This window comes from Rhizobium tropici CIAT 899 (assembly GCF_000330885.1).
In the GTDB taxonomy this organism is placed as follows: Bacteria; Pseudomonadota; Alphaproteobacteria; order Rhizobiales; family Rhizobiaceae; genus Rhizobium; species Rhizobium tropici.
This window is the reverse complement of record NC_020062.1, coordinates 1,005,155-1,021,954: the sequence shown is the minus strand read 5'-3', so window position 1 is coordinate 1,021,954 and position 16,800 is coordinate 1,005,155. Positions and strand designations below refer to the sequence as shown.

Here is a 16,800-nt window from a genome sequence, read left to right as displayed (position 1 = left end):
CAATGATTTGGAGGACTGCGTGAAGACGAAGAAGCTGATCAACGAAGGCGCGGCCGCCGTGGATGAAATGCTGGGCGGGATATTAGCGGCTCATCCGCACCATCTCCGCGCCGTTGAAGGATCGCCACGCTCGATCGTGGCAAACCATGGCCCGCGAGCCGGCAAGGTCGGCCTGGTCATCGGCGGTGGTTCCGGGCACGAGCCGACATTTCTCGGCTTCGTCGGCAAGGGGCTGGCCGACGCCGCCGCTATCGGCAATGTCTTTGCCTCACCGCCGCCCGATCCGATCATCGAATGTGCTAAGGTCGTCGATGGCGGCGCCGGCGTGCTGTTCATGTATGGCAATTATGCAGGCGACGTCATGAATTTCGACATGGCGGCGGAAATGCTGGCCATGGACGATATCGAGGTGCGTACCGTGCTGACGACGGATGACATCGCCTCTGCGCCCATCGATCAGAAAGAGCGCCGTCGTGGCGTTGCCGGCAACGTCTTCATCTTCAAGGCCGCAGGTGCTGCCTGTGATCTCATGTACGGTTTCGACGATGTTGAACGAGTGGCGCGCTTTGCCAATGAACGCACCTATACGATGGGTGTAGCGCTTTCGCCCTGTTCGCTGCCGCAGACACGCAAGCCGAACTTCGAGATCGGCGCCGACGAGATGGAAATCGGCATGGGCATCCATGGCGAGCCCGGCGTCGCGCGCGGGCCGATGCGGCCGGCTGACGAAGTGACGAGCGAGCTCGTCAGCAAGATCCTGGAGGAGATGAAGCCGGCCCGCGGTGATCGCGTCGCCGTGCTGGTCAATTCGCTGGGCTCGACGCCGCTCATGGAACTCTACATCATGATGCGCAAGCTCAAGACAATGCTCGACGACGCCGGCCTCGTTATCCACCTGTCGCTGGTCGGCAACTACTGCACATCGCTGGAAATGGCCGGCGCTTCGGTCACGCTCATGCATCTCGACGACGAACTGCAGCGGTTGATCGATCATCCCTGCGATTGCGCCATGTTCCGCTCCGGCGAGGGTTTCGCATGACCACGATCGGAACGGAAGAACTGAAGTTGCTTTTCGTGCGGATCGCTGAGGCGATGGCCCGCGAAAAGGATCGTCTCTGCGAGCTGGACGGCGTGATCGGCGATGCCGATCATGGCATCGCCATGGAGCTTGGCTTTGCCGCCGCCGCGAAAGCGGTTTCGGAGCTGGATTCATCGGCATCCGACCCGACACTGGTCTTCAATACGGCCGCGAAATCCTTCCTCAACGCGGTCGGCGCCTCATCCGGACCGCTTTATGCGACGGCGCTCATGCGTGCGGGTGCCGTCGCCAAGGGAAAATCTTCGTTGAGCGATGACGATATGGTCGAGGTATTTTCGGCCTTTGCGAGAGGTATTCAGGATCGAGGCAAGGCAGAGGTTGGCGAAAAGACCATGGTCGATGCCTGGGCACCCGCCGCCGCAGCCTGCCGTGCCGCCCGGGATCAAGGACTTTCACTTGCCGACTGTTTGGCCGCCGCCTTCAAAGCCGGTGAAGCGGGTGCGGAAGCCACCAAAAGCATGATCGCGGCGAAAGGCCGGTCATCGCGCCTCGGCGACCGGGCGCTGGGGCACATGGACCCCGGCGCGGCGTCGGCCGTCGTCATCATGGCCTGCTTTCGCGACCACTTCACCTGATCCTGCTGATAAGCTCATCATACCAGTTGACATGTTGATGACTATTTGTCAAAACCGCCCTCAGCTTTGCTCAGAGGAGGACGGGAGATGGCTGGCAACTTCAAATATGCGCGTTGGTTCGGCGCTGCTGCTTTGGCAGTGGCGGCCTTTTCGGCAACGAATGTTGCTGCGGAAGACCTGACGCTGTGGACGCTAAACTTCGACAACGGTGCGGCAAACGGCGCGCTGAAGAAGGTGGCGAAGGATTTCGAGGCCGCCAATCCCGGCACCCATATCGAAATCGTCCAGCGCGGCGTCGATGAACACAAGACTGCTCTTCGCGTCGCGGCGGGTTCGAGCAAAGGCCCGGATATCTATTTCAGCTGGGCCGGCCTTGGCCTCGGGGGCGAATATGTGAAGGCGGGCCTCTCGCTACCGCTCGACAAGTATTACATCCAGTACAAGTGGAACGACGAACTGCTTCCGTCCGCCGCCGCTTTTGCCGATCTCTATCCCGGCGGCAAGCACGGCGTTCCCTTCACCTTCAAGGGTGAGGCGATCTACTACAACAAGAAGCTCTTCCAGAAGGCTGGTATCACCGGGGAGCCGAAGACCTACGAGGAGCTGTTGGCCGCAGCCGACAAGCTCAAGGCCGCCGGCATTCCGGCCTTCACCTTCGGCGGCTCGGTCAACTGGCATGTCATGCGCCTGATGGACGTGCTGCTCGAAACCAAGTGCGGCGCCGACAAGCATGACGCGCTGATGGCGATGAAGGCGGACTGGACCAAGGAGCCCTGCGCGACCGACGCCTTCACCGAATTCGCCAAGTGGACGAAGGATTACACTCTGAAGCCCTTCATGGGCATCAGCAACCAGCAGTCCTATACGCTGTTCGTCGCCGGCCGCGCCGCGATGATGCTCGAGGGTGACTGGCTGGTCAGCCAGCTCACCGGCAGCAAGGTCAATCTCGACGATTACGGCATCGTGCCGTTCCCGACGAACACCAATCGCCTCTATGGCTTTGCCGAGTACAATTACGTCAGCACCAAGAGCAAGAGCCCGGACCTTGCCGCCAAGTTCCTCGACTATTTCCTGTCGACGAAAGTGCAGCAGGATCTCGTTGGCCAGATCAGCTCGATCTCAGTCAACAAGAATGTCCAGTACACCGACCAGAAGCCGCTCGAGGCGAAATGGCTTGAGATCTTCAAGACCTACAGCAAGGTCTACATGAATGGCGACCAGGCCTTCCCGCTTGACGTGACAACCGAATACTTCCGGGTGATCAACGATGTCGCCTCCGGCAACGTCCAGCCGGCCGATGCTGCCAAGCAGCTGCAGACCTTCATCGCAGGTCGTACCTGACCTATCGAGGGGGCCGCCAATGCCAGTTGTGGCGACGGCTCCCTCACCTCCATGCCCACGTGCCAGCTGCCGCCGGGAGCAAGCAGAATGTCATTCCGCAATCGTACTCATGATCCCCGCGTCCAGGCAGCGATCCTGCTTGCGCCGGCCATGCTGATCTATGTGATTTTCGCGCTTTATCCGATGCTGAACGTGGTGGTGTTGAGCTTTCAGAAATGGAACGGCCTCGATCCGCAGCGCCCGTTCGTCGGCTTGGCAAACTATCAATATGTCTTCACGCAGGATCCGGTCTTCTGGGTTGCCTTCCGCAACACCGTGATCTGGACGATCATGTGTGTGATCTTTCCGCCCATGGTCGGGTTGCTGCTGGCGCTGAGCCTCAATCTGAAACTCTTTGCCCGCAATACCTTTCGCGCCATCTTCTATTTGCCCGTCATCATCGCCCCGATCGCGGTCGCGACCATGTGGAAATGGATGTATGACCCCTTCTTCGGTCTCTTCACCGAAATCCTGACATCGATGGGGCTGCAGGGCTGGATCCAGGACTGGCTCGGCGACAAGGATATCGCACTTTATTCGGTCTTCGTCGCCTTTCTCTGGCAATCCGTCGGCTTTTCCATGGTGCTGTTTCTCGCCGGCCTGCAGAGTGTCTCGCAAACGCTGGTGGAAGCCGCCCGCATCGATGGCGCCGGGCGCTGGAACATCTTCCGTTATGTCACCCTGCCCGCGCTGCGCACGACGCTGACCATCGTGCTGGTGCTGTCGGTCATTTCCTCACTGAAGGCCTTCGACATCGTCTACGGCCTGACCGGAGGCGGGCCGGCGCAATCGACGCAGATGCTGGCGCTCTGGGCCTTCACGCAGGCCATGCAGATCTTCGATTTCGGCCGCGGTGCTGCGATCTCCGTCGTCCTGCTGCTCATCACCATCGCCATCGTCATTCCCTATCTGCGCTGGACGCAGAAGCATGAGGAGGCAGAACAATGACGGCAACATCGGCCACATCCATATCGGACGACTTCGAGACCATCATACCGGCAAAGCGCAAGCGCGATCCCGTCCTGATCGGCCTATGGATCGCACTGCTGGTCGTCGCGGCGATCTGGCTTGCGCCTTTCGTCTTCATCGTCTTCACCTCGCTGAAAACGCAGGCCGACGTGACATCGACCGGCGCCTTCATGCCGCCGCTCGATCCGGCCTTCGAGAATTATTCGAGCGCCTGGGGCCGCGGCAATTTCGCCAATGCCTTCCTCAACAGCACCATCATCACCGTGATCAAGGTGCCGCTCGGTCTCATCCTCTCGGCGATGGCCGCCTATGCTCTCGCCAAGATCAGGCTGAGGTTCAGCAAGTTGCTGCTACTCCTCGTCGTTTTCGGCACGATGATCCCCTTTCAGGTCATGCTGGCGCCGCTCTTCACGCTGGTCAACTCGCTCGGACTGATCGACACCTATCCCGGCGTGATCCTACCTTACATCGCCTTCGGCGTGCCCTATCAGGTCTTCATCCTTCACGGCTTCTTCAAAGGCATTCCGAAGGAACTGTCTGAGGCAGCCCTGATCGACGGCGCAAGCCATTTCACCATCTTCCGCCGGATATTCCTGCCCGTCTGCCTGCCAGTGCTCGCCGCACTGCTGATCCTGGACTTCGTCTCGACATGGAACGAGTTCGCCATGGCGCTCGTGCTGCTGCAGGACCAGCACATGTGGACGCTGCCGCTCGGGCTTATGTCCTTCCAGGGGCAGTTTTCCAACGATTACGGGCAGTTGAATGCCGCAATTGTCATGACCGTGCTGCCGGCAACTATCGTTTATCTGATCTTCCAGCGTTACTTCGTCTCCGGCCTCACTTCCGGCGCGGTCAAGGGCTGAGCCGTCGCACCATCCATACATCTTCCGAGGAGAACATCATGTCCAACGCGTCCGTCGAAAAATGGGGTGTCTTCGAAGCGGCCTTCAACGGTCCTTCGAGCGGCAATCCCTATCTCGATGTGGCATTCGATGCCGTCTTCAGCCAGAACAGCCGCGAGATCCGCGTACCAGGCTTCTACGATGGCGACGGCGTCTATCGCGTTCGCTTCATGCCGGACAATGAAGGCGATTGGTCGTTCCACACGCACTCGAAGACATCGGAACTGGATGGCAAGACCGGTTCTTTCGTCGCGACCAAGCCGTCCGAGGGCAACCACGGGCCCGTGCATGTCCATAACAAGTTCCACTTCGCCTATGCCGACGGCAAGCCTTTCCTGTCGTTCGGCACGACCTGCTATGCCTGGACGCACCAGCCACTCGACATGCAAGCCCAGACGCTTGAGACGCTGAAGAAATCGCGCTTCAACAAGATCCGCATGGGCATCTTTCCGAAGGACTATCCCTATAACGTCAACGAGCCGCTCCATGCCTGCTTTGAAAAGGGCGCCGACGGCAAGGAGGATTTCGACCGGCCGAACCCGGTTCTCTTCCGTCATTTCGAGAGCCAGGTCGCAGCGCTCTGCGATCTCGGCATCGAAGCCGATATCATCATGTTTCACCCCTACGACCGCTGGGGTTACACCGACATGTCGGCCGAGCAGGATTTCCGCTATGTCGCCTATCTCGCGGCACGGCTTGCCGCCTATCGCAACGTCTGGTGGGCGCTTGCAAACGAGTACGACTTCCTTCTCGACACCAAACCGCTGCAGCAATGGGATCGCTATTTCCACATTCTCGAGGAGAACGATCCTTACGGCCATCTGAAGTCCATCCATAACGGCGACCCGACGATGAACTTCGATCATCGCAAGCCCTGGGTGACCCATACCTGCATCCAGAACTGGGATGTGAAGCGCACGCAGGAATGGCGCGATGCCTATGGCAAGCCTGTTGTCAACGACGAGCCGGAATATGAGGGCAACATCATCCAGTCATGGGGCAACCTGACGGCTGAAGAGTTGGTGCATCGCTTCTGGATCACAATGACGCGCGGCGGCTATGCCGGCCATGGCGAAACCTATTCGCATCCGGAAGATCTGATCTGGTGGGCGAAGGGCGGCGAACTGCGCGGCGAAGCCTGGAAGCGTATCGGCTTCCTGCGCGATCTCCTCGAGCAGGATGTCGTCAACGGTCTTGAACCCATGGCCTCGTTCGGCGAATGGCCCTGGACCCGCGTCTCCGGCGCGCGCGACGGCGATGTCAGCTACATCTATCTCGGCGAGCACCAGCCGGTCATCTGGTCTACCGGCCTGCCCAAGGACGGAACCGACTATGACGTCGACATCATCGACACGTGGGAGATGACGATCACGCCGGCAAAGAAGGTGGAAGCGCCCATCCCGCATCCGACACGCCATGGCGCCATCGTGCGCGGCGGCAAGGCGGATGCCGCCTTCGGCGTGGAACTGCCGGGCAGGCCATACCAGGCGTTGCGCATCCGCAAGAAGCATTGACCCAAGGGAAGAATGTCATGTCCGGATTGATCATCAAGAACGTCAGGAAGTCCTACGGCGCGGTAAACATCATCCATGGCGTCGACGTGGCGATCTCGGACGGCGAATTCGTCATTCTCGTCGGCCCCTCGGGCTGCGGCAAGTCAACGCTGCTGCGGATGATCGCGGGGCTTGAGGATATCACCGGCGGGGAAATCTCGATCGGTGGACGGGTGGTCAACGACCTGCCACCGAAAGATCGCGACATCGCCATGGTGTTCCAGAACTATGCGCTCTATCCGCAAATGACTGTGGCGCAGAATATGGGCTTTGCGCTGCAGCTTGCCGGGGCGAAGCGCGCCGAAATCGATCAGAAGGTCGGCGAAGCAGCCAAGATCTTGGGCCTGCAGCCATTATTGGATCGCAAGCCCGCTCAGCTTTCCGGCGGCCAGCGCCAGCGCGTCGCCATGGGCCGCGCCATCGTGCGCGACCCGAAAGTCTTCCTGTTCGATGAACCGCTTTCCAATCTCGATGCCAAGCTGCGCGTGAAGATGCGCGCCGAAATCAAGGCGCTGCATCAGCGCCTGAAGACGACGATCGTTTACGTAACCCATGATCAGATTGAAGCCATGACCATGGCCGACAAGATCGTCGTGCTGCAGGGCGGAAAGGTCGAGCAGGTCGGCTCGCCGCTCGAGCTTTACGATCGCCCGAGAAATGTCTTTGTCGCAGGCTTCCTCGGCTCTCCGGCCATGAATTTTCTCGAAGGCAAGCTTACCGGCGGTGCCTCGCCGGAATTGGTTTTACCAACCGGCACACGCATCCAACTCGCCAACGCTCCGGCGCAATCGGAGGGTCGGGAGGTTGTTCTCGGCATACGTCCAGAAGATATTTCCTTCGCATCGGAGGCTGGCGTTACCGCAACCGTGACCGTCGTCGAACCCACTGGCTCGGAAACGCACGTGGCGCTCGAGTTGGAAGGCAAGGAATTGACCTGGGTCATGCGGGAACGCGCCGAACTCGTACCAGGCCAGACAATTCAGATCTCGCTCAAGACGCCGGACCTGCACTTCTTCGACAAGGCCAGTCAGCAACGACTGTAGAAGGCGGCAACCGCTGATTTAAATCACTCAGCTGCGCGCCTTTGGGTACCATTCATGACCGAAAAAACGCGTTTGACAAAGGCATCGCCGTCGAACTGCCGCGCAGCTCCCTCGGTCACATGATCAGGGCGATCGAATATGAACGTCTCGATGTTGACGATCGGCAAGTTCAATCGCGTCCGCACGTCTCCGATCATCGCGGTATGCGTCACCACCAGGTGACAGCCGGTTGGATCGAACCATTCCTGAAGACCGGTCGTCGATATGGCTGCGACCGTCAATCCCTGTTGCGACAAAAGCGAACTGATGCGCGAGGCAATCTGCTGATTATCCAGACAGATCAGCACATCTGTCTGCGAAGGGGACGGCGCATGGTTAGCCAGCATCAAACAACCTCTCGTTCACTCACATGCCCGAATATAATGATTCGGCGGGTAACGGGGTGTTATAAGTTGTTACATTTTGTTTCAAAATTAAGGCAGTTCCCACAGCCATGTCGCGGCGGCGGAACCTCACATATCACTTAAGACATCCAGGATACTGCATTGACATTATGAATTTTATTGGAAAACCGCAAAAATGTCTGGCGTGATAACGCGATTAAAGTCGACAATCCCGATGATCTCACAGAAGTGAGCAATAGCGCAGCGCGTCGTAAATCGCGGCATGGATATTGCGGCTTGCGATCGCATCACCGATGCGGATCAGATCGAAGGAACCAGCTTCGTTCTTGACGGGCAGCGGCGATCGCCGGGCAATCAATGCGGGATAATCAACAGCACCAAGATTGCGCGATGATGGCTTCAGCTCAAGATAAAGCTCATCATTCGCCACCGTGCCATGCTCGACGACCACCTGGGACACCCGCCGCTCCCATTGCGTCTCATCCGAGAAATCGGACCCTAGAACCGCAACGAGTGCATTGCCGTCGCGGCGCACCGATTTCAGTCTGGTATTGATGGTGACCCGGACATTCTTCTCGGCAAAGGTCTTGGCATAGGGGACATGGTTCATGCCGCCCATCTCGGGCGCGAAGAAGCGCTCCGGCGAGACGAGTTCCAGTTCGGCGCCGCCATTGGCGATGACTTCTGCCGCCGACATGCCCGGATGTCCGCCATTGTCGTCGTAAAGCAGCACCTGACCCTCGGCCTTGACTGCGCCGGCCAGAATGTCCCAGGAGGAGGTGACGAGGCTGTCGCCGCTCTCCAGCTCGGGGGATTGCGCGATGCCACCCGTTGCCACGATGACGAGATCGGGCTCGAACGCCATAACATCGTCAGCTCCCGCATAGACGTCGTAGTGAAGCGTGACGCCCAACCGCTCCAGCTCCGCCAGCCGCCAGTCGACGATGCCGATCATCTCCTTGCGGCGCGGGTTGCGGATGAGCAGATTCACCTGCCCGCCGGCCTTGCTGCTCGCCTCCAGCACGTCGACCTTATGGCCGCGCTCGGCCAGCACGCGCGCCGCCTCCAGGCCCGCAGGCCCGGCGCCGATGACGACGACTTTGCGAAGCGCCTGGGCGCGCTCGATCCGATGCGGCATCTCGGCCTCGCGGCTCGTCGCCGCATTGTGAATACAGAGCGCCTCGCCACCCTCATAGATGCGGTCGAGACAGTAGGTCGCGCCGACGCAGGGGCGGATACTGGCCTCCTGCCCGGACATCACCTTGTTGACGATGTGCGGATCGGCGATATGGGCGCGCGTCATGCCGACCATGTCGAGCTTGCCTTCCGCGATCGCATGACGCGCCGTCGCGACATCGCCGATGCGGGCGGCGTGGAAGACGGGGAATTTTGTCGCAGCCCTCACCTCGCCGGCAAAATCGAGATGCGGTGCCGAGGCCATACCCTGGATCGGAATGACATTGTTGAGCGCCGCGTCGCTATCGATATGGCCGCGAATGATATTGAGGAAATCGATATTGCCGGAGGCCACCAGCCGCCTGGCAATCTCAATGCCTTCTTCGCGTGAAAGCCCTTTCTCCCAATCCTCGTCAGCCACCATGCGCATGCCGACAATGAACTCCGGGCCGACCGCCTTGCGAATGGCTTCTGTCACCATCATCGAGAACCGCATGCGGTTTTCAAGCGAACCGCCGAATTCGTCCTCGCGTCGATTCGTTGCCGGTGACCAGAAGCCGTCGGTCAGATGGCCATAGGCCTCAATCTCGATACCATCCAGGCCGGCCGCCTGCATGCGTTGTGCCGCTGCCGCAAAGTCGCCAATGATCCGTTCGATATCCCAATCTTCAGCCGCCTTCGGAAAGGCGCGATGCGCCGGCTCGCGGATCGGCGATGGCGCCAACACCGGCAGCCAGTCACCCTTGTTCCAGCCGGTGCGGCGGCCGAGGTGGGTCAGCTGGATCATGACAGCAGCCCCGAACTCGTGACAGTCGTCGGCAAGCTTCTTCAGCCAGGGCACAATCTCATCGCGATAGGCATGCAGATTGCCGAAGGCCGGCGGCGAATCCGCCGAGACGATCGCCGAGCCCGCCGTCATTGTCAGCGCGATACCGCCCTTGGCCTTCTCGCGGTGATAGAGCCTGTAACGATCCGTCGGCATGCCGCCTTCCGAATAGGCCGGCTCATGCGCCGTCGACATGATGCGGTTCTTCAGCGTCAGGTGCTTGAGCTGATAGGGCTGGAGCAAGGGATCGTTGGAGGTCATGTCACTTTCATCGCTTTATGAAGCCGAGGCTCGAGCCGCTATCTTTGCTGAGACGAGAGATTATGGCTATAGCCCATTGACGGGTGCCCGACGGCGGCGGCTATGCCGGAGATCGATCGCGGTATGCCAGACGATCGTCGCGAAGATGATCGCGCCGCCGACAAAAGTGGCAACCGGCGGCATCTCCGAGAAGAAGAGCCACACCCAGAACGGCGTCAGCACGATTTCCATCGAACTGATAAGCGCAGCGTCGGCGGCAGGCATTTTTCTCGAACCGAAGAGGAAAAGGACAAAGGCGAGCGCGAAATTCGTCGCGCCGAAAGCCGCTAGCAAAAGCCAATTTTGAATATCTACCGAGCTCGTCGAGGCAAAAGGCACGAAGACGACGAATGTCAAAAGCCCGCTGACGACGCTCGACGGCAGGATCGGGATACTGGGGTCCATGCGCGGGATGACGATGATGAGGGCGAAGGTGACCGTCATGCCGAGCGCCAACAGATCGCCGACACCCGTACCGCCGCCGATCGATGAGGCAACGATTACAGCAACGCCGATGAGGCAGATGCCACCTGCGATCAAGGTCCGTTTTGCTACCCGTTCCTTCAGCATGATCCAGCTGAGGAAGGCGGCGATGAACGGTGCGGTCGCATAGATCATCGTCACGTTTGCGACCGTGGTCGTATAGAGCGCACCGATGAAGCAGGCCTGGCTGACGGTCTGGCAAACCAGCATCGCCAGCCCGGCAGGGTGAAAGATCGATGCCCATTGCCTGCGCGAAAACCCGCCTTCGAGGAAAAAGCTTGGAATCAGCAGAAACAGGCCGCCAAACAGCGACCGCCAGGCGATCGCCGTCCATATGTCCGTGGTCAGCAGGCGCGCGTAGATGCCACTGCAGCTCCACGCAAGCATTGCTGTCGCCACAAGAATAACGCCCCTCTCATAATCGCTGGCAAAAGCGGAGCGGGCCGGGAGCTGGAATGTCATGTATGGACTCGAGGAACGAAGGAACGCCCCTGTGTGCGCCGTTATTTGACATCAGGCAAACGAATAGTAGAGATAGTAGCTATCAGAAATATTTGTGACCAAATGCGCGACCTCATTGAAAGCGACCTTCTGCGGACGTTTCTCGTCATCACCGAGACGTCCAATTTTTCCACGGCCGCTCAAAGGATCGGCCGCACGCAATCGGCCGTCAGCGCCCAGATCAGGCGGCTGGAGGATACGATCGGCGAAACGCTCTTCGAAAGAAGTGCACGTGGCGCCGTCCTCACCCAAGCCGGCACTCAATTGCTTCCCTACGCGCAGCGCGTAATCGAACTCCTGAACGAGGCGGCGGCAAATATCCGTACCAAACCGCTCGACGGGCCGGTCCGGATCGGGATTCCGGAGGAATATAGCCAGACTGTGTTGCCGGCGGCACTGGCCGCCTTCGCCATCCGGCATCCCGCTGTCGAGGTCACCGTTTCATGCGATTACACGGTGCATAATCTGGCCGCGCTGGAAAAAGATGAACTGGACCTGGCCGTCGTCTTCGACTGGAACAACCAGAGCAAGGGCGAAGTTCTTTGTGTCGATCCAACGGTCTGGGTAACATCATTGGTGCATCGTGTGCATGAGGCAACCCCCATGCCCATCGCTGTTTATCGGGATTCGACATGGTGCCGCGATTTCGCTCTGAAATCATTGGAGCAAATCGGGCGGCGTTATCGTATTGCCTTCGTCGCCGATACGAGTTCCGGCTTGAAGAACGCCGTTTCCGCCGGACTTGCCGTAACGACGCTGTCGCGCAGCAACATTCCGCATGGCTGTCGTGAACTGACGGGTGATGACGGTTTCCCGCCGGTCGATTCCTCCCGTGTCGTGCTTCGACGCAATCCCTATCATTCGAGCGAAGCGATCCGGGAACTGGCAGAGATGGTGCGCGAGGCCTTTCGTCCTATGTCGGCTCCGCTGCAGCCGTAATGCGCCGGCGCAACCTGCGGCGCGTGCCGGACGGACTTTCCGAGAAGCTGGCACGGTAACTGCGCGAAAAGGCCGATGCCGAATTGAAGCCTGTCATGGCCGCGATCTCGGCGAACGAAGCCTTCGTCTCGATGACCTTGCGCCGGGCCGCATTGAGCCTCAGCGCCAGATAATGCACATGCGGCGGCACGCCTATGCTCTCCTGGAAAAGAGTCTGCAGGTGGCGTGCGCTGACCCCGACGCGGCGGGCGAGACGCGTGAGCACCAGCGGCTGCTCGATATGGTCCTCCATCAGGCGGATGGCTTGAGCAACTCGCGGATCGCGCATGCGCAGGCCAGCCGTCGATGGCGAAAGCTCCGCAGCGCTTTGCGTGCTCGCCGGCTCGTAGATGAACAGCCGACTAACCTCGAGCGCCAGTGAATAGCCCTGCCGTCGCCGGATGATCTCCAGCATCAGATCGACCGTCGGCAGCGAACCCGCCGTAGTAATGCGCTTGCCGTCGATCACGTAGCGATCCTTGACGGCGCGCACCTGTGGATAGGCGAGCGCGAAATCGTCGTAGTCCTCCCAGTGGACAGCAGCGGAGACATTGTCCAGCAAGCTTGCTTCGGCCAGCAGCCACGTGCCGGATTCGACGCCGGCGACCATCGACCGGTGACGTGCCGTTTGCGACAATTGCATTTTCAATGCCTGCGTCGCGCTGCGCCGCCAATTGTAGCTGGCGAGCACGAAAAGCGGCGTCGCGTCCGATGTCGGGCGAAAGCCGGAGCAGGCGGGCACCGGAATAAGGCTCGTCGTTTCCGCAGGCGAACCATCCGGCGTGAAAAGGCGCCAGCGGTAGAGCTCGGCTCCGGAAATGCGGTTGGCCCCACGTAATGGTTCGATCACCGACGCGATCAAAATCAGGTTCGTCTCCGGAAGGATCAGGAGGTCGACGTCGAGCGTCTCATTGGCCGATGTCAGCATTCAGCAATCCTTCGAGAGTTCCGAAACTGTATTATATGCTTCCGATAATACAAAGCATGTAGACGTCTCATGGCTCGTAATGTCCTCAATACGAGGGAGAACAAAAGATGCCTCTTGCGATGAATCGCGATGTCTTCATCACCTGTGCCGTGACCGGCGCCGGCGACACGGTTTCCAAATCCAGCCATGTTCCGATCACTCCCAAGCAGATCGCGGACTCCGCGATCGACGCCGCCAAGGCTGGGGCGGCAGTGGTTCACTGCCATGTCCGCGATCCGGAAACGGGCGCTGCCAGCCGCCGCAACGAGCTTTACAGGGAAGTCACGGACCGCATTCGTTCGGCAGACATCGACGTCGTGCTGAACCTGACCGCCGGCATGGGCGGCGACTTGATTTTCGGCGACGTCGAAAGCCCCCTGCCCCTGAATGCCAAGGGCACCGATATGGCCGGCGCCACCGAGCGCGTCAGCCACGTCGCCGAATGCCTGCCGGAAATCTGCACGCTCGATTGCGGCACGATGAACTTCAATCTTGGCGATTACGTCATGACCAACACGCCTTCGATGCTGCGAGCCATGGCGAAGAAGATGACCGATCTCGGCGTCCGGCCGGAGATCGAGGCCTTCGATACCGGTCATCTCTGGTTTGCCAAGCAGCTTGCCGAGGAGGGCTTGATCGAGGATCCGGTCCTCATCCAGCTCTGCATGGGCATCCCCTGGGGGGCGCCCGATGACCTCAACACCTTTATGGCGATGGTCAATAACGTTCCCAAAAGCTGGACCTTCTCGGCCTTTTCCATCGGTCGCAATGCCATGGCCTATCCGGCGGCTGCGATCCTTGCCGGCGGCAATGTCCGCGTCGGGCTGGAAGACAATCTCTACGCCGGAAAGGGTATGCTCGCGACCAATGCCCAGCTCGTCGAAAAGGCGGTGCAGGTGGTCGAAGGCATGGGCGCTCGCATCATCGGCCCCGAAGATGTCCGCAAGAAATTGAAACTGACGAAGCGCTGAGGCCCCGATGACCAAGATCAACAAGGCGGCGTGCATCGGCGGCGGTGTCATTGGCGGCGGATGGATCGCCCGCTTCCTGCTGGCGGGCATCGATGTCGATGTCTACGACCCGCATCCAGAGGCGAAACGCATCGTCGGCGAAGTTCTAGCCAATGCCGAAAAAGCCTATGCGATGCTGACCGGCGCTCCGCTTCCACCGCGCGGCAAGCTCACATTCAGAGATACGCTGGAAGCGGCCGTCGCCGGTGCCGACTGGATCCAGGAAAGCGTGCCCGAGCGGCTGGATCTCAAGCGCAACGTGCTGACGCAGATCGATGCAGCCGCAAAGCCCGATGCTCTGATCGGCTCATCCACCTCCGGCCTGTTACCGACCGATCTGCAACGCGACATGCGCCATCCCGAGCGCCTGTTCGTCGCCCACCCGTATAACCCCGTCTATCTGCTGCCGCTTGTCGAGATCGTGGGCGGCGAAAAGACCAGTGCCGCGACGATCCAGGCGGCGATGGAACGACTGCCGCCCATCGGCATGAAGGGCGTGCATATCGCCAAGGAAATCGAGGCTTTCGTCGGCGACCGCCTGCTGGAAGCGCTGTGGCGCGAGGCGCTGTGGCTGATCAAGGACGATATCTGCACCGTCGAGACGCTTGATGATGTCATCCGCTATTCCTTCGGCCTGCGCTGGGCACAGATGGGCCTGTTCCAGACCTATCGCATCGCCGGCGGCGAAGCGGGCATGCGTCACTTCCTGGCGCAGTTCGGCCCTGCCCTGCAGTGGAACTGGACGAAACTGATGGATGTCGTCGATCTCGACGATGCCCTTGTCGAAAAGATCGGCCAGCAGTCGGACGAACAGGCCGATGGCCTGTCGATCCGCGAACTCGAGCGTATCCGCGACGAAAACCTCGTCGGCATCCTTCAGAGCCTGAAAGGCGGCCACGGCGGTAAGGGCTGGGGCGCCGGTAAGCTGCTGAAGGATTTCGAGCAGCAACTTTGGGCCGCTGGCGGTGGCGAGAAAGGGGGGCTGGACGTCACGAAACCGCTGCGCCTTATCGACACTAAGGTCAGCCCCGCATGGGTCGATTATAACGGCCACATGACCGAGCATCGCTACCTGCAAGTCTTCGGCGACACGTCGGATGCGCTGCTGCGGCTGATCGGCGTCGATCTCGATTATGTGGAACGCGGCCACAGCTACTATACGGTGGAGACCCATATCCGCCATCTCGGCGAGGCCAAGCTCGGACAGGCCATCCATTCGACGGCGCAGATCCTCGCATCCGACGAAAAGCGGCTGCATGTCTTCCATGCGCTGCACGACAGCGCGAACGGCGATGTCATCGCCACCGCAGAACAAATGCTGCTGCATGTCGACGCGAAAGCAGGCAAAGCCACGGCCGCACCGGAGGAGGTGCTGGCGAAGCTGGGGCCGATTTCTGCCGCGCACGCAGCCTTGACCATGCCGGAGGGTGCCGGCCGTCATGTGGGACAAAAACGCTAGGAGGAAGCGATCGTGAATTTCGGGCTCAGCGAAGAACAGGAGATGATCGTCAAGACGGTCAGGGACTTCGTGGAGACGGAGATCTATCCGTACGAAAACGAGGTCGAGCGTACCGGTGTCGTGCCGCCCGAGCTTGGAGACGAAATCCGTCGCAAATGCATCGAACTCGGATTCTATGCCTGCAATTTCCCCGAGGAAATCGGTGGCGCCGGGCTTGATCACTTCACCTTTACCCTGATCGAGCGCGAGCTCGGCCGAGGCTCGCTTGGCCTCACCGTCTTTTTCGGACGCCCGTCGGGCATTCTGATGGCCTGCGAGGGTGAGCAGCGCGAACGTTATCTTCTCCCGGCGGTGCGTGGCGACAAAATCGATGCGCTCGCGATCACCGAACCCGATGCCGGCTCCGACATGCGCGGCATGAAATGCGCGGCACGACAGGATGGTGATGACTTCGTGCTCAACGGCACGAAGCATTTCATCTCGCACGCCGATGTCGCCGATTTCGTCATCGTCTTTGCCGCAACCGGCGAAGAAGAAACGCATCGGGGCGTCAAGAAGAAGATCACAGCCTTCCTGGTCGATCGCGGCACGCCGGGCTTTGATATCCTCAAAGGTTATGACTCGGTTTCCCATCGCGGCTATCACAACTGCATCCTGAACTTCACCCACTGCCGGCTGCCGAAGTCACAGGTGCTTGGCGAGGTGCATCGGGGCTTCGATCTCGCCAATCAGTGGCTCTACGGCACTCGCCTGACCGTGGCCGCCACCTGCGTCGGCCGGGCTCGCCGTGTTTTCGATCTCGCCCTGCCCTATGCCGCCGAGCGCAAGCAGTTCGGCAAGCCGATCGGCGCCAATCAGGGCGTATCCTTCAAGCTTGCCGACATGATCACCGAGATCGACGCGGCCGATCTGCTCACGCTGTCAGCCGCCTGGAAGCTCGATGCCGGCATCCCGGCCAATCGCGAAATCGCCTCGGCCAAGCTCTATGCTTCGGAAATGCTCGCCCGCGTCACCGACGAGGCAATCCAGATCTTCGGTGGCATGGGACTGATGGACGACCTGCCGCTGGCCCGCTTCTGGCGCGACGCCCGCGTCGAGCGCATCTGGGACGGGACTTCGGAAATCCAGCGGCACATCATCAGCCGCGACCTGCTCCGGCCATTCGGAGCATGAGC

At 60.1% G+C, this 16,800-nt stretch carries 15 protein-coding genes; 11 read left to right on the top strand and 4 right to left on the bottom strand.

From position 1 onward, the window contains the following. Window positions 1-19: 19 nt before the first annotated feature. From RTCIAT899_RS26850 to RTCIAT899_RS26820, 7 genes are all read left to right on the top strand, one after another. A complete protein-coding gene (locus RTCIAT899_RS26850) occupies window positions 20-1,039 on the top strand; it encodes a dihydroxyacetone kinase subunit DhaK (RefSeq protein ID WP_015342978.1) in 1,020 nt (339 codons plus the stop codon). Continuing rightward, on the top strand, window positions 1,036-1,674 hold the full coding sequence (gene dhaL, locus RTCIAT899_RS26845; protein ID WP_015342977.1) for a dihydroxyacetone kinase subunit DhaL: 639 nt from the start codon (window positions 1,036-1,038) through the stop codon (window positions 1,672-1,674). Before RTCIAT899_RS26850 ends, dhaL begins: the two co-directional genes overlap by 4 nt. Window positions 1,675-1,761: 87 nt before the next feature. Beyond that, window positions 1,762-3,015 (top strand): ABC transporter substrate-binding protein, encoded by a 1,254-nt coding sequence (locus RTCIAT899_RS26840; RefSeq protein ID WP_015342976.1) that lies wholly within the window; start codon window positions 1,762-1,764, stop codon window positions 3,013-3,015. Window positions 3,016-3,102: 87 nt separating this feature from the next. Continuing rightward, a complete protein-coding gene (locus RTCIAT899_RS26835; protein WP_015342975.1) occupies window positions 3,103-4,002 on the top strand; it encodes a carbohydrate ABC transporter permease in 900 nt (299 codons plus the stop codon). After that, window positions 3,999-4,886 carry a carbohydrate ABC transporter permease gene (locus tag RTCIAT899_RS26830; RefSeq protein ID WP_015342974.1) on the top strand — a complete coding sequence of 296 codons (888 nt, stop codon included), beginning with the start codon at window positions 3,999-4,001 and terminating at the stop codon, window positions 4,884-4,886. Before RTCIAT899_RS26835 ends, RTCIAT899_RS26830 begins: the two co-directional genes overlap by 4 nt. Window positions 4,887-4,924: 38 nt before the next feature. Continuing rightward, the gene (locus RTCIAT899_RS26825; RefSeq protein ID WP_015342973.1) at window positions 4,925-6,439 is read left to right on the top strand and encodes a DUF5060 domain-containing protein; all 1,515 of its coding nucleotides are present in this window, start codon (window positions 4,925-4,927) and stop codon (window positions 6,437-6,439) included. Between the two features lie 17 nt (window positions 6,440-6,456). Beyond that, window positions 6,457-7,521 carry an ABC transporter ATP-binding protein gene (locus RTCIAT899_RS26820; RefSeq protein WP_015342972.1) on the top strand — a complete coding sequence of 355 codons (1,065 nt, stop codon included), beginning with the start codon at window positions 6,457-6,459 and terminating at the stop codon, window positions 7,519-7,521. Window positions 7,522-7,544: 23 nt separating this feature from the next. Here RTCIAT899_RS26820 and RTCIAT899_RS26815 read toward each other — a convergent pair whose 3' ends face one another. From RTCIAT899_RS26815 to RTCIAT899_RS26805, 3 genes are all read right to left on the bottom strand, one after another. Next, entirely contained in the window at window positions 7,545-7,907 is a 363-nt protein-coding gene (locus RTCIAT899_RS26815) for a hypothetical protein (RefSeq protein WP_015342971.1), read from the bottom strand. A gap of 238 nt (window positions 7,908-8,145) precedes the next feature. Beyond that, entirely contained in the window at window positions 8,146-10,188 is a 2,043-nt protein-coding gene (locus RTCIAT899_RS26810; protein ID WP_015342970.1) for an NADH:flavin oxidoreductase, read from the bottom strand. A 66-nt stretch (window positions 10,189-10,254) separates the two neighbouring features. Continuing rightward, window positions 10,255-11,172 (bottom strand): DMT family transporter, encoded by a 918-nt coding sequence (locus RTCIAT899_RS26805; protein WP_015342969.1) that lies wholly within the window; start codon window positions 11,170-11,172, stop codon window positions 10,255-10,257. 102 nt (window positions 11,173-11,274) lie between these two features. Between RTCIAT899_RS26805 and RTCIAT899_RS26800 the strand changes: the two genes are divergently transcribed. Then, window positions 11,275-12,150, top strand: a complete 876-nt coding sequence (locus tag RTCIAT899_RS26800) for a LysR substrate-binding domain-containing protein (protein ID WP_015342968.1) — start codon at window positions 11,275-11,277, stop codon at window positions 12,148-12,150. Here the strand turns inward: RTCIAT899_RS26800 and RTCIAT899_RS26795 are convergent. Next, entirely contained in the window at window positions 12,125-13,117 is a 993-nt protein-coding gene (locus RTCIAT899_RS26795; protein WP_015342967.1) for a GlxA family transcriptional regulator, read from the bottom strand. The genes RTCIAT899_RS26800 and RTCIAT899_RS26795 overlap by 26 nt on opposite strands. Before the next feature lie 107 nt (window positions 13,118-13,224). On the opposite strand from RTCIAT899_RS26795, the gene bcoG reads away from it, so the two are divergent. The 3 genes from bcoG to RTCIAT899_RS26780 are packed head-to-tail and all read left to right on the top strand — an operon-like array spanning window position 13,225 to window position 16,798. Continuing rightward, complete coding sequence (bcoG, locus tag RTCIAT899_RS26790; RefSeq protein ID WP_015342966.1) at window positions 13,225-14,127, top strand: 3-dehydrocarnitine:acetyl-CoA trimethylamine transferase BcoG; 903 nt, start codon at window positions 13,225-13,227, stop codon at window positions 14,125-14,127. A 7-nt stretch (window positions 14,128-14,134) separates the two neighbouring features. Continuing rightward, a complete protein-coding gene (locus RTCIAT899_RS26785; RefSeq protein WP_015342965.1) occupies window positions 14,135-15,625 on the top strand; it encodes a carnitine 3-dehydrogenase in 1,491 nt (496 codons plus the stop codon). A gap of 12 nt (window positions 15,626-15,637) precedes the next feature. After that, window positions 15,638-16,798: an acyl-CoA dehydrogenase family protein gene (locus RTCIAT899_RS26780; RefSeq protein ID WP_015342964.1), complete on the top strand. Its 1,161-nt coding sequence runs from the start codon at window positions 15,638-15,640 to the stop codon at window positions 16,796-16,798. The last annotated feature ends 2 nt before the right edge of the window (window positions 16,799-16,800 follow it).